At 65.1% G+C, this 13,788-nt stretch carries 11 protein-coding genes; 8 read left to right on the forward strand and 3 right to left on the reverse strand.

Annotated features, from left to right (window positions below; genetic code table 11):
- Positions 1-38: 38 nt before the first annotated feature.
- A complete protein-coding gene (locus AC4NN3_RS15740) occupies positions 39-2,207 on the forward strand; it encodes a malate synthase G (RefSeq protein WP_491928031.1) in 2,169 nt (722 codons plus the stop codon).
- A gap of 48 nt (positions 2,208-2,255) precedes the next feature.
- On the opposite strand, the gene ade is transcribed toward AC4NN3_RS15740, so the two are convergent.
- Complete coding sequence (gene ade / locus AC4NN3_RS15745) at positions 2,256-3,965, reverse strand: adenine deaminase (protein WP_491928032.1); 1,710 nt, start codon at positions 3,963-3,965, stop codon at positions 2,256-2,258.
- A gap of 119 nt (positions 3,966-4,084) precedes the next feature.
- Here ade and AC4NN3_RS15750 point away from each other — a divergent pair, with 119 nt between their 5' ends.
- On the forward strand, positions 4,085-4,243 hold the full coding sequence (locus AC4NN3_RS15750) for a hypothetical protein (RefSeq protein WP_491928033.1): 159 nt from the start codon (positions 4,085-4,087) through the stop codon (positions 4,241-4,243).
- A 5-nt stretch (positions 4,244-4,248) separates the two neighbouring features.
- Positions 4,249-5,244, forward strand: a complete 996-nt coding sequence (locus AC4NN3_RS15755) for a DNA topoisomerase IB (protein WP_491928034.1) — start codon at positions 4,249-4,251, stop codon at positions 5,242-5,244.
- On the opposite strand, the gene AC4NN3_RS15760 is transcribed toward AC4NN3_RS15755, so the two are convergent.
- A complete protein-coding gene (locus AC4NN3_RS15760; RefSeq protein WP_491928035.1) occupies positions 5,241-7,562 on the reverse strand; it encodes a putative bifunctional diguanylate cyclase/phosphodiesterase in 2,322 nt (773 codons plus the stop codon). The two genes, AC4NN3_RS15755 and AC4NN3_RS15760, sit on opposite strands and share 4 nt — an antisense overlap.
- Before the next feature lie 215 nt (positions 7,563-7,777).
- Here AC4NN3_RS15760 and AC4NN3_RS15765 point away from each other — a divergent pair, with 215 nt between their 5' ends.
- Genes AC4NN3_RS15765 through AC4NN3_RS15780 form a run of 4 tightly spaced genes read left to right on the forward strand, consistent with a single transcriptional unit; the run spans position 7,778 to position 10,955 of the window.
- Entirely contained in the window at positions 7,778-8,824 is a 1,047-nt protein-coding gene (locus tag AC4NN3_RS15765; protein ID WP_491928036.1) for an NAD(P)-dependent alcohol dehydrogenase, read from the forward strand.
- 25 nt (positions 8,825-8,849) lie between these two features.
- On the forward strand, positions 8,850-9,635 hold the full coding sequence (locus AC4NN3_RS15770) for an SDR family NAD(P)-dependent oxidoreductase (RefSeq protein WP_491928037.1): 786 nt from the start codon (positions 8,850-8,852) through the stop codon (positions 9,633-9,635).
- A complete protein-coding gene (locus AC4NN3_RS15775; RefSeq protein ID WP_491928038.1) occupies positions 9,635-10,420 on the forward strand; it encodes a hypothetical protein in 786 nt (261 codons plus the stop codon). The genes AC4NN3_RS15770 and AC4NN3_RS15775 overlap by 1 nt, the downstream gene beginning before the upstream one ends.
- Before the next feature lie 19 nt (positions 10,421-10,439).
- Entirely contained in the window at positions 10,440-10,955 is a 516-nt protein-coding gene (locus AC4NN3_RS15780) for an MgtC/SapB family protein (protein WP_491928039.1), read from the forward strand.
- 342 nt (positions 10,956-11,297) lie between these two features.
- Here AC4NN3_RS15780 and AC4NN3_RS15785 read toward each other — a convergent pair whose 3' ends face one another.
- Entirely contained in the window at positions 11,298-11,732 is a 435-nt protein-coding gene (locus AC4NN3_RS15785; protein WP_491928040.1) for a hypothetical protein, read from the reverse strand.
- Between the two features lie 421 nt (positions 11,733-12,153).
- On the opposite strand from AC4NN3_RS15785, the gene AC4NN3_RS15790 reads away from it, so the two are divergent.
- Positions 12,154-13,782, forward strand: coding sequence for a tetratricopeptide repeat protein (locus tag AC4NN3_RS15790; RefSeq protein ID WP_491928041.1), 1,629 nt, complete (start codon positions 12,154-12,156; stop codon positions 13,780-13,782).
- The last annotated feature ends 6 nt before the right edge of the window (positions 13,783-13,788 follow it).

Here is a 13,788-nt window from a genome sequence, read left to right on the forward strand (position 1 = left end):
GTCCTAAGTCTGGAGCACTTGATCCAGGGAAGAGCTTCATGAGCGACTATCAGACCAAATCCGGCCTTTCGGTACATTCCCTGCTGGTCGACTTCGTCGAAAAAGAAGCGCTGCCCGGGCTTGCCGTCACGGCGGAGCAGTTCTGGACGGGCCTTGCAGGCCTTGTGGAAGAACACATGCCCACCAATGTCGCGCTGCTGGCGCGGCGTGACGTGTTGCAGAGCCAGATCGATGACTGGCATCACAAATACGGGCCGGTAGCGAGCAATCCGCAGGGCTATGAATTCTTCCTGCGCGAAATCGGCTATCTGGTGCCCGAGCCCGTCGATTTCACCATCGAGACCGAGGGGCTGGATCCCGAAATTACCACGCTGTGCGGCCCGCAGCTGGTGGTGCCGGTCAGCAATGCCCGCTATGCGCTCAATGCCGCCAATGCGCGCTGGGGCAGCCTTTACGACGCCTATTACGGCACCGATGTGATCGCCCGCGACGGCGAGCTGGCGCCTGGCAAGAGCTATAATGCGGCGCGGGGCGCCGCCGTGGTGGCCAAGGCCAGCGAATTCCTCGATGCCAGTTTCCCGCTGAGCCAGGGCAGCCATCGAGATGTGACTGCCTATCGGGTGGTGACGACCGGCGGGGTGGCCGAACTGGTCATCGACAGCGGCTCAGGCCAGGTGACGCTGCAGGACAAGGCGGGTTTTGTCGCCTATGGCGAGGGCGGCGACAGCAACAAGGCAGAGATCGTGCTGCGCCACCACGGCCTGCATGCGATCCTGGCCATCGACAAGGGCAGCGTCATCGGCGCGGCGCATGCGGCAGGGCTGAGCGACATCATCGTGGAATCGGCGTTGACGACCATCCAGGACTGCGAAGATTCGGTGGCCGCCGTCGATGCCGAGGACAAGGTCGGCGTCTATCGCAACTGGCTGGGCCTGATGAACGGTACGCTCGAGGACACGTTCGAAAAGGGCGGGCGACAGGTCACCCGCCGGCTCAAGCAGGACGGTGTATTTACCGCGGTGGATGGCAGTGATCTGGTGCTCAAGGGTCGGGCACTGCAACTGGTGCGTAATGTGGGCCATCTGATGACGACGGACGCGGTGCTGTTCGAGGGCAAGCCGATCGGCGAAGGGCTGATGGACGCGGTGCTGACCGTGCTCTGCGCCCGGCATGACAAGGTCAACAGCACGACCGGTGCCATCTATATCGTCAAGCCCAAGATGCACGGGCCCGAGGAAGTGGCCTTTGCCTGCGCGATTTTCGCCTCGGTCGAGGCCATGTTGGGCCTCAAGCCCAATACGATCAAAATCGGCATCATGGACGAGGAGCGCCGCACCTCGGCCAACCTCAAGGCGGCGATCTATGAAGCGCGGTTTCGGGTGTTCTTCATCAATACCGGCTTCCTTGACCGCACCGGCGACGAGATCCATACCGGCATGGAAGCCGGCGCCGTGCTACGCAAGGACGAGATCAAGAATGAGCGCTGGCTGGGTGCCTATGAGGATCGCAATGTGCTGATCGGCCTGGCCTGTGGTCTTTCCGGTCGGGCGCAGATCGGCAAGGGCATGTGGGCCCGGCCCGACGACATGGCGGCGATGATGGCGGCCAAGAGCGGCCATCCCAATGCCGGCGCCAATACCGCCTGGGTGCCCAGCCCAACGGCGGCGACGCTGCATGCGCTGCATTATCACCAGATCGACGTCTTCGCGGCGCAGCGCCGCCGGCATAACGAGGCCCTGCCGGGCCTGGGCGAGCTGTTCTCGATGCCGGTGCAGGCGCCGTTCTCGCTCAGCCGCGAGGAGATCACCCGCGAACTGGAAAACAATGCCCAGGGCATTCTGGGCTATGTGGTGCGCTGGGTGCAGCAGGGCGTGGGTTGTTCCAAGGTGCCTGACATCAACAATGTCGGGCTGATGGAAGACCGCGCCACCTGCCGGATCTCATCGCAGGCCGTGGCCAACTGGCTGCGCCACGGCCTGGTCAGCCGCGACGAGGTGACAGCCACCTTCGAGCGCATGGCCGCGGTGGTGGATCGGCAGAATGCGGGCGATCCGCTCTATCGGCCGATGGGCGACAATTTCCAGTCGGTCGCCTTCCAGGCCGCGCTGGACCTGGCGCTGCACGGCGCCGACCAGCCCAGTGGCTATACCGAGCCGCTCCTGCATGCCGCGCGCCGCAAGGTCAAGGCGCGCGACGCCGCTAGGTAGGATTTGTTGCGTTCAGCAAGAGTCACATCTGCTGAAAATGCTCGGGGCTCAGCTGACGAAGTCGAACAGGTCGACATCGAACAGGCCGCGGTCGGTCATCTTGAGATGCGGGATGACGGGCAGCGCCAGGAAGGCGACCTGCAGGAACGGTTCGGGCAGCACGCAGTCCAACGCCAGGGCCGCGTCGCGCAGCACATGCAGGTCATGCGACACGGTCTCGAAGGGTTCAAGGCTCATCAGGCCCGCCAGCGGCAGCGCCAGCTCGGCAGTGACCCTGCCGCCGTCGGCCACGGCAAAGCCGCCCCCCAGTTCGATCAGCCGATTGACCGCCACGGCCATGTCTTGGTCATTGGCGCCGACCACGGTGATATTGTGGCTGTCGTGACCAACCGATGAGGCGATGGCCCCGCGCTTGAGGCCGAAGCCGGTGACGAAGCTGCGGCCGATATTGCCGTTCTTGCCATGCCGCTCGATCACCGCCACCTTGATGACATCTGCCTCCAGATCGGGCTGCAGACCCCGTTCGGTCGAGGCCAGGGTGGCTTCCTCGCGGAAGGTGAGGATGAGGCCGGGGCGCACGCCGATCACCGGAATGCTGTTCTGGCCTGGCCGGGGCTCGGTGATGAAGCTGTCGGCGCTGACCGGGGTCGCCTTCATCGAGGTCAGGCCCACCGGGGCCACCAGCTGGCGGGCATCGAACAGAGCCGGCACCACGAGGCGCCCGGCGGCGATGACGTCGGAGACCCGGCAATCCTCAAGGCTATCGAGCAGAGCGATATCGGCGCGCCAGCCCGAAGCCAGGAGGCCACGATCGGTGAGGCCAAAGATGCGGGCGGCCGAGTGGCTGGCGGCGCGGTAGACGTGGTGCAGCGGTCGGCCCATGGCGATGAGGCGGCGGATCGAGCTGTCCAGGTGGCCTTCCTCGGCAATGTCGAGCGGGTTGCGGTCATCGGTGCAGAGCGCGACAAAGCTGGAGGTGTTTTCGTCGAGGATTTCGGCGAGCGCCTTGAGATCCTTGGAGACCGAGCCCTCGCGGATGAGGATGGCCATGCCCTTGGCCAGTTTTTCGCGCGCTTCGGCGGCGCTGGTGGCCTCGTGGTCGGTGCGGATAGCGGCCGCGAGATAGCCGTTGAGTGCGGTGCCCAGCAGCAGCGGGGCGTGGCCGTCGATATGGCCGCCCTGGAAGGCCACCAGCTTGGCGATGATGCCGGGATCGGCATGCAGCACGCCGGGAAAGTTCATCATCTCGGCCAGGCCGATGACCTTGGGATGGCGGCGGAAGGGTTCGAGGTCCGCGATTTCCAGCGCCGCGCCCGAGGTCTCAAAGCCGGTGGCCGGCACGCAGGACGAGAGGTTGATGCGGACGTCCATCACCGTCTGCTCGGCGCTGTCGAGGAAGTAGCGGATGCCCTCGGCGCCCAGCACATTGGCGATCTCGTGCGGATCGCAGATCACCGTGGTGACGCCATAGGGCAGCACGCAGCGGTCGAATTCGAGCGGGGTGACCAGCGAGGATTCGATGTGCAGATGGGTGTCGATGAAGCCCGGTACGGCAAAGCGGCCCGTGCCGTCGATGACGGTCTTGCCCTCGTAGCTGGCATGGGTGCCCACGATGCGGTCGGCGACGATGGCGATATCGGTAGTGGTGACCGCGCCGGTGATGACGTCGAGCATCTGCACATTCTTGACCACCAGGTCGGCGGGCTCCTTGCCCTGGCCGGCCATGATCATGCGGGTGAGAATTGCAGCACTGGTCATCAAGCATTCCTGGGTTTGGTCAAGCAGCAAGGGTCGGCGCCCTGCGGCGTTGCGTCAAGAGGCCGACGGAACCACGGGGGTCGGGGCACGTTGGTGCAGAGAGCTTAACGGAGCGTCCCATGGAAACCTACGATCCCAAAAAAACCGACACTGAGGTGCGCCAGGCCAATCCGCGCAAGATGAACCTGCGCGTGCTCGTGGGTTCCATGATCGGCATCATCGTGCTGTTTGTCATCATCTACGTGGTCTATGCCATGACCCAGACCGCTCCCGCGTAACCAGCATGCGGCTGGTCAGGGTTGGACGGAACGATCTGACCGTGCTGCGCCGCAAGCGCGGCACGGGTTTTTGTTATCTCGACGCGACGGGGGCCCTGGTCACCGATCCGGCGATCAAGGCCCGGATCAAGGCGCTGGGCATTCCGCCGGCCTGGACCGATGTGCGCATCGCAGCCAGCGAAAAGGCCCATATCCAGGTGCTGGGTCAGGACGAGGCCGGGCGCGAACAATACCTCTATCATCCCGACTGGACCTTGCGCCGCGACGGCAAGAAGCAGCAGCGGCTCACGGCGCTGACGACCACCCTGCCACGCTTGCGCAAAAAGGTGAGTGAGGGTCTCGGCGCGTCTGCCGGCAGTCGCGAACTGGCCCTGGCCCTGGCCGTGGCGCTCATCGACAAGACGGCGATGCGGCTAGGGCGCGAGAAATATCTCGAGGCCAGCGGCACGCGCGGGGCGGGTACGCTTTATACCCGCGACGTCACCGTGGCGGGATCGGAAATCTGCCTGCGCTTTGATGCCAAGGGCGGCAAGCAGGCTGAATACTGCCTGCGCGACGCCAAGCTGGCTGCCGCCATAACCAGCATCAAGAGCCTGCCGGGCAAGCGTCTGCTGGTCTATCGCGATGATGCGGGCAAGGTGCGGCCGATCAAGACCGGTGCCGTCAACGACTATCTGCGGGCGATTTCCGGTGCCGAGATTTCGGCCAAGGATTTCCGCACCCTGCATGCCAGCGCGATTGCCGGGGCCGCCCTGGCACAGTTGGAGGTAGGCCTTAGCGAGGCCGCTCGCCGGCGGCAGATGGCGCAGGTGGCGCGCGAGGTGGCCAGCGTGCTGCGCAACACGCCGATGATCAGCCGCAAATCCTATATCGCGCCGTGCCTGTTCAAGCTGTTCAACGACGGCAAGCTCAAGGCGCTGTGGGACAGTGCGGGCGCTGGGCGCAGCGGATTGCTGGCTCGGGAAAAGCGGCTGGGCGCGGTGCTGGCAGCGGTTCGTTAGCTGGATTGGTCGGGTTGGGGACGCGCCGCCGCGCTTGCCCGCATGGCCGCGCGGCGATGCTGGCGGCTGAGCATGGCGTTTTCGGGCGCGGCGAAAATGTCGATAATCCGGTCGGCGACAACGCCCCCGGAAAACAGGAATCCCTGCAGCGTGTTGCAGCCCAGGCTGCCGAGGATGCCTGCCTGTTCTTCCGTTTCCACACCCTCGGCGGTGACCTGCAGGTCCATGGCATGGGCGAGCGTGACGATGGCTTCGGTGATGGCGACCGAGACATGGCCGTCGGCAAGCTGGCTGACAAAGGAGCGGTCGATCTTGATGCGGTCGACCGGGTAGCGCTTGAGGTAGCTGAGCGAGGAATAGCCGGTGCCGAAATCGTCCAGCGCAATATGGATTCCCGCCGCCCTGAAGGTGCGCAGGTTCTGCGAGGAAATGTGCTCGTCGTCGAGCAGGATCGATTCGGTGATCTCGAGCTCGAGGTCGAGCGGCCGCATGCCGGTCTCGTGCAGGATGTCGAAGACCTGGTGCGAGAACAACGGGTTGCGCAGCTGGGTCGGCGAGATATTGACGGCAACGGTGCGGCCGGGCACGGTCGCGCCCAGGCTGCAGGCCCGGCGCAACACGAATTCGCCCAGGGTTTCGATGAGGCCGGTGCTTTCGGCCACGGGGATGAAGCGGGCCGGCGAGATCTGCCCGAATTTGGGATGGTACCAGCGTGCCAGGGCCTCGGCGCCGATCACCTTGCGCGAGACCTGGTCGATCAGGGGCTGGAATACGACAGACAACTGATCATCGCGGCACAGGGCCTCGCGCAGTTCGGCTTCAATGGTGTGCTGCAGCTGCAACAGCTCGTTCATGTGCTCCTCATAGACCGCCGCGCGGTTGCGACCGCCGGCCTTGGCCTCGTAGAGAGCGATATCGGCGCGGCGCACCAGTTCGGTGGGCTCGGCATCGCGGCCGCGGGCCATGACGATGCCAATGCTCACTCCCACATGGGCCTTGAAGCGGTTGAGGCTGAAAGGCCGGCCGATGGACTCGATGATGCGGGCGGACACCTCCATCACATCAACGGGCTTGTCATGGGTGATGGCCAGCACGGCGAATTCGTCACCGCCCAGCCGGGCAATCATGGTGGCTGTGCCGAAAATGGCGCGCAGCCGATCGCCGACGGCGCAAATCAGCTCGTCGCCGGCCTGATGACCCAGCGTGTCGTTGACCTGCTTGAAACGGTCGAGATCGAGCATGAACAGCGTCAGATGCGCCTTGGCGTTGTACTTGTCGTCGATGGCCTCCGCCAGCTTGGCGTCAAAGCTCATGCGGTTATCGAGGCCCGTCAGGGCATCATGGCTGGCTTGATGCAGGCTGAGGCGCCGGGCATTCTCGACGGCTGCAGAGGAGCGGCGCAACTGGCCGAGCAGCAGGAAGATCAGGATGCCGGCCAGAAAAAATGCACCGACCAGAAGCGGTCCGGTCTGCCACAACATGACAAAGCCGGGACGATCCCGGTTCCATTCGAAAAAAGCGACGAAGCGGCCGCTGGCGCTGAGGATCGGGAAGACGAGGCGGTTGGGATTGCCGCTTTCGACCAGGGTGAAGCGGCCGTCGTCGAACAGATATTCGCGGTTGATCTGGCTGGCGGCGCGCTCGTCGAGGAATTGTATGGCCAGAATGATCGGCTCGGTCCCCGGTTGCGGACGCAAGTCCTCGCGCTCGCCGACCACGGGCAAGGCGGCGACAATAGCCGGCTTGCCGTCGATGATGGCAAAATCGGTCACGGCAGGCGACGGCGGGCGCGGTAGCATGATGGCAGGCTGCCCCTCGTGCCCCGGCGGCGCCTCAAGTAGGGCGGGGGGCGGCCGCTGGCCGGGCCGCAGCGCCCGCGCCTGGGTGATCAGCGGTTCGAGGACAGCGAGCATGGAACGCACGCTGCCGACCTCTACCGTGGCGCCATCGACCATGGCATAGGCCGGGGTCCCCTGGGCTGTGAGCAGAATGGTCCGATCGTGGCGGAAATAGCGATGCAGCCAATCACCGACATTGGAGTCGATCCAGTTGCTGTCGAAGGCGGCGCTGGTTTTGCGCAGGGTCTCGTCATTGGTGGCAACGCTGGCCGTCTCGCGGACGATTCGCGACAGCCGGCCTTCGATGACATGGCTTATCATGATGGTCTGGCGCTCGGCGGCGCGCTGGTCGATATTGCTGGTCGACCAGACGACAAAGCCCAGCACGGCGAAAACCGCCGTGATCAAGGCCAGCACCATCGGCACAAGTGCGACGGTGGAGGGATGCCAGCGTTCGATTGTCGACGTCGCGGGCTGCATCTGACAACCGGTTGTGGAACTTGTTGGCCGACAGCATAACGCGGCCGCATTTAGGACTGGTTACCGTCAATCTCGTCCGAGCAAAGGCATGCTGTTGTCACGTCAGGCCGGCAAATGCACATTTGCCGCCTTCGCGCGCGGCCCGGGCTGGGATAGAAAAGCTGTGGTCGGGCCCGACGGGCCTGCCGCCATCCTCGATGTCCCGGAGCCTTGCCATGAGCAAAATGCGCGCCCTCGTCCTTGAACGCCAGCATGAGCTGGCACTGCGCGATATCGATCTGCCGCTGGAGGTGAGGCCAGGCATGGTCAGGATCGCCATCCACACCGTGGGGGTCTGCGGCTCGGATGTGCATTACTACACCCATGGCAAAATCGGGCCCTTCGTGGTCAATGCACCCATGGTGCTGGGGCATGAGGCGGCAGGCACGATCAGTGCCGTGGGCGCCGGCGTCGCCCATCTCAAGGTCGGCGACCGCGTCTGCATGGAGCCGGGCATTCCTGATGCCAATTCGCGGGCCAGCCGGCTGGGCATGTACAATGTCGATCCGGCGGTGCAATTCTGGGCGACGCCACCGGTGCATGGCGTGCTTACTGCCGAAGTGGTGCATCCGGCCAATTATACCTTCAAGCTGCCCGATCATGTCAGCTTTGCCGAGGGCGCCATGGTGGAGCCCTTTGCAGTGGGGATGCAGGCAGCCAGCAAGGCCAGGATCGCCCCGGGCGATACCGCCCTGGTGCTGGGGGCCGGGCCGATCGGCACCATGGTGGCGCTGGCGGCGCTGGCGGGTGGCTGCGCCCGCGTCATCGTCGCTGATCTGGCGCAGCCCAAGCTCGACATTGCTGCGCAGTATCAAGGTGTGATCCCGGTCAATATCCGCGAGCAGAACCTGGTCGAGGAAGTTGCCCGGCTCACCGAGGGCTGGGGGGTGGATGTCGTGTTTGAGTGTTCCGGCTCGCCGCACGCATGGAAGACCATCATGGACCTGCCGCGCCCGGGGGGGACGATCGTGGTGGTCGGCCTGCCGGTCGAGCCGGTGGCCGTGGACATTGCCGGCGCCTCGGTCAAGGAATTGCGCATCGAGAACGTGTTCCGCTATGCCCATCAATATGACCGGGCCATTGCGCTGATCGCCTCGGGCAAGGTCGACCTCAAGCCGCTGATTTCGGAAACCTTTGCCTTTGAGGATGCGATCAAGGCGTTTGACCGGGCGGTGGAAGCGCGGCCCAGCGACGTGAAGCTGCAGATCAGGGTCGCAGGCTAGCCCGATCGAAACGAGGAGGAATGCAATGGACCTGAACTTGCGCGACAAGGTAGCCGTGATCACCGGCGGAACGCTGGGGATCGGCCTGGCGGTGGCCGAGGGACTGGCGGCCGAGGGCGTCAATCTGGTGCTGGTGGGCCGTGACAGGGCGCGAGCCGAAGATGCGGCGGTGCAGGTGGCCGAGAAATTCGGCGTCATCGCCACCGCGATCAGTGCCGATTTGGCCACGGCGGCAGGCTGTGATGCGGTGATCCAGGGCACGCGGCAGGCCTTTGGCGGCGCCGACATCCTGATCAACAATGCCGGGATGGGCTCGAACGAGACCATTGCCGAGGCCGATGATGCCAAGTGGCAATATTACTGGGACCTGCATGTGATGGCCGCCGTGCGGCTGGCGCGCGGCCTGGTGCCGGCGATGAAGCAGCGCGGCGGTGGCGTGGTGCTGCACAATGCCTCGATCTGCGCACTGCAGCCGCTATGGTACGAGCCGATCTACAACACCACCAAGGCCGCCCTGATGATGTTTTCCAAGACGCTGGCCAATGAAGTGGTGGGCGACAATATCCGGGTCAATACGATCAATCCTGGCCTGGTGCTGACGCCGGACTGGATCAAGACGGCCAAGCAGATCGCCGGCGAGGATGGCTGGCAGGCCCATCTCCAGGGCGTGGCCAATGACGCGGGCGGCATGAAGCGCTTTGCCACGCCTGAAGAACTGGCGAACTTCTTCGTCTTCATGTGCTCGGACAAGGCCAGCTACTCGACCGGTTCGACCTATTTCGTCGATGGCGGGTGGCTCAAGACCGTCTGATGCTGCCGGCAACGGGCTCGGTGCTGGGCATTGATGTCGGTTGGTCGCTGCGCGCGGCGTCTAGCGGCATCTGCCGGCTCGACTGGGATGGACAGACCATCAGCTGGACGCTGGCGCATTTCACCGGCCATGCCGAGGCCCGCGCCGCCAATCTCGCCGCGGTGGCGGGGGGACGGCCGCTGCTGGCGGTGGGCCTGGATGGCCCGCTGCGCGGCGACCTGGCGGTGATCGACCGCTACCGGACAGCCGAGCGGCTGCTGAGCCAGAAGGCCATCGCCAGCCGGGTCAGCCAGCCCGGCTCCTCGCGCAGTCCGGTGGGGCGGCTGCTCAACCATCACACCAACGCGTTCGCCGCCATGCTGATCGCGGGCGGGCTGGTGGGCGCGGCGCAGCACCGCCACGCGGTGCACGGGCTGGCGCTGTTCGAGGCGTTTCCAACGAGTTTTCTCGGCCTGATGCTGGAGGCGGCCGAGAAGGGCCCCCGACAACAGCGCTCGGACCGCTATTATGCCGCGCTGGTCGCCAACGGGACGCTGGAGCGCCTGCTGGCGCATCACCTGCCTGGCCGGCGCCTGACGGGCGCGCTGGCGGATGTGCGCAACCATGACGAGCGGGCAGCGCTGGTCTGCGCCATTTCGGCCCTCGGCGTGGTGGCCGACGACTATGTCGCGGTGGGTGATGTCGATGGCTGGATCATTCTGCCGCCACGGCGGTTCATTGCCGATTGGGCACAACCGCTGGTGGACAGCTGGAACCAAGCGGGGCAAGACAGGTTGTCAGCATAGCGTCACAAACGGGTTCGCCATGGATATTGGTAACGAATTCGGCCTGGTGCCGACCTATCTGCCGACCCACATCATCGCCATCCGCCTGCTCATTGCGGCCATGCTGGGGGCGATGATCGGCTTTGAGCGCGAATGGCATACGGCCGAAGCGGGTCTGCGCACCCATATCCTGGTGTCGGTCGCCGCCGCGCTGTTTACCATCCTCGCCTTTGAGATCTACCACACCCTGCCCAATGCGGACGGACAGGGCCGGGCGGATCCGATCCGCGCCGTCGAAGCGGTGACGGCCGGGATCGCCTTTCTCGGGGCCGGCGCGATCTTCCGCAATGGCGGCGGGGTGCAGGGGCTTACCACGGGGGCGGGCATGTGGCTGGCAGGCGCTGTAGGTCTGGCCACGGCGCTGGGCTATTACGCCATTGCGACCGGCACCGCCCTGTTGGCGGTCCTGGTGCTGGCGGCACTGCGCGCGCTGTCGCACCGGGTGATCGGCGGGCATGTCAATCAACCGAACCGGAACGGAGACGCCGACCCCTAGCGCAGCTTCAGCCCGCAAGGAATGATTATGCCGGCAGTGTCAAGGGTAAGCGACGGGGGACAGGAAGCCGGAAGGCCGCGGAGAGAAGCAGTGTTGCTGTCTGGCGCCCGAGGGACAAGCGCCGGCCATGCTCTGCTTCTCTCCCCGTGCGCACGCGACCGGGAGGTGCCGCGCTCGCGCCCATGTACCGCGCCCCCTTGGAGTAGGGCCGGTACCCCCTCTGCCCACCATGTTGGCAGGTTCAAGGGACTCAGTTGGCCGGAAGGCGCCTGGGAAGCAGGACGGTATGAACCGTCCCGCAGCGCGCTTCCGACCGCAGCATGCAGCCTGTGGACGCAGGAGCTACATGCCAACTGCCTCGGGACGCTTTGTGAGCGTCACGAATTCAACAATGTCCGCAGCGACGCGCCGATAGGCGTCACGTTCCGCATGGCGGACAAAAACGCCGGCAGCTCCATTGGCCAGCAGCGCCTGACGGCACTGTTCGGTTGGTTGAGGCGCAAGAACGACAACAGGAACGCCGTGCTGGCGCGTTAGTTGCCCGATAACGTCGAGGAACTCGAGATTGGCACCGCTATGGTCCTTGAGGTCGAGGATGATCAGCGCGGGCCAGGCCGCATTGGCGTCGGACAAGACGGCCTTGAGCCGGCCAAGGCCCTTGATTGCGTCACCATAGGTCTGCACGCCATGCGCACCCTGATCGACCAGGGTGCGGGTCAGCAGGTGGGCCGAGTGCTCATCATCATCAATCAGCGCCACGAAGGACGCATAGTCCACATAGTTGCTCACAACTCACCTCAAGGTACCGCTCATCGCCAAACGGGTCGATGAATCGTCATACCGGAACGCAATAATCTTCCTGGCGGGACGCGAGAATGCGCCCGGTCCGGATCTACTAACGGGGTGGTCCATATGTCTCTGCAGGGGCCTAGCCGGCGGAGAACTGTGTCACGTCGATGACGGTGACATTCCGGCCTATGGGGGAAGAGCCGAACCCTCGCTAGGCAACTGCAGGTAAAATCACGGTAACGAGGGCTTGTAATTTACATGTAACACGGGACAAACTGAGCCAGTTCCGGAGGTCTGTGTGCCCGATCCGACGACACAGCGCGAAGCGATACTGGCCTCTCTTGCGCAAATGCTTGCATGGCCTGAAATTTCTCGCTCGCCGCAACTGGCCAGGTTCCTCGACTACATCGTGCAACGCACGCTGGCCGGTGATGAGCAGTCAATAAAAGCCTATTCGATTGCTGTGGATGTGCTGGGACGATCGGCCGATTTCGATCCCCAGACAGATCCGATCGTGCGCGTGCAGGCGCGGCGGCTGCGCGGCCTGATCGAGGACTATTATCGCGGCCCGGGCAGCGGCGACTCGGTGCGGATCTCGCTGCCGGTGGGCCGCTACGTCCCGGAATTCCACGCGGTCGCGCAGGCCGCAGACGCACAGGCGGGCGACGATGCCCCCTCAGCCGGGGCGACGGGACGGGCACGCCTGACGGGTGGGGTTGCCATGTCCTGGTTTGCCCTGGCTGTCATCACCCTGGGCGTGGCTGCAGTCGGCCTGGCGCTGTTCATTTTCAACCCGATGTCTGGACCCGCCGGCAGTACGGGGCAGCTGGCGCGTCCGAGCGTTACGGTTGTCGAGTTCCAGAACCTGGTGGGGGCGGGAAGCGGCGCGCCGCAGGTGGCAGGGCTGGCCATCGAACTGGTGACCGATCTGGACCAGTTCGAAGATATCGACGTGCGCTATGGCGGCGGCGCCGACGTGGCCATCACGGTGGCCCACAATAGTGCCGCCGATTATGTCCTGACCGGTATTGTCCGCAAGGACGGGCCGGTGGTGCAGTATAGTGCCATCCTGACCGACAGCCGATCAGGCGGGGTGGTCTGGAACCAGACATTTGCCGTGCCGGTCGCCGAAGCCGCCCAGAGTGGCGTGCTCGACGCGGTATCGCGGCGGCTCAGCCTGGTGCTGGGCAGTCCGCGCGGGCCGCTGCATGGCGCGGCGCGTCAGCTGCTGGCGCAGTCGCCGTCGCTGAGCGGCAATGCCAATCTTTATCTGTGTCGCATGCTGTTCCACAGCTACCGGGCGAGTGGTGCCGCGGCAGAGGCAGAGCGGGCCAATACCTGCCTGTCGGGACTTGCCGCAGCCGATCGGGAGTCTCCGACGGGTCTGGCGATGGCGGCGAGCCTGCTGGCGGAGCGCGATCTTGTCCCCTCCGGGCGGGACACCGCCTATGCTGAGCGGATGCGCCTGGCCCAGGCGGGCCTCGATCGTGCCATCAGCGCGGCGCCGGTCAGCGCCTTCATCTGGGAGCAGCATGCGCGGCTGCGCCAGGACATGGGCCAGTTCGACAGGGCCCGTACCGAATATGGCTCTGCCATCCAGCTCAATCCGGCCAATGGAGATGCGCTGGCCGCCTATGCAAGGCTGCTGGCCCTGGGCGGCAATATCGCCGAGGCCGAGAGCATGGCGCGCGACGCTGCGGACGGCACGCCCGACCCACCCAACTGGTATTTTTGTGTCCCGGCATTGCTGGCCCTGCAGGCCGGCGACTATGCCGGGGCGATCGCCGCGGCGGAGCGCTATGCGCTGGCCGATGCTGAACTGGGGCCCATACTGGCTATCCTGGCCGGGCAGCGCAGCGGCGACGGAGACATGGTCAATCGCTATCTGGCGCAGGTTCTCGATTTGCCCAGCTTCCGGGCGTTCGGCGTGTTGCCGCGGCTGCGCGAACGCGTGCAGGACAAGGCCCTGCTCGAGCAGATCCAGGCCGCCCTGACGGCAGCCGGCGTGCCGCTCAAGGCGATCAACGGCGCCTTCTAGAACAGC

This window comes from Devosia sp. MDV22-iso42 (assembly GCF_058629155.1).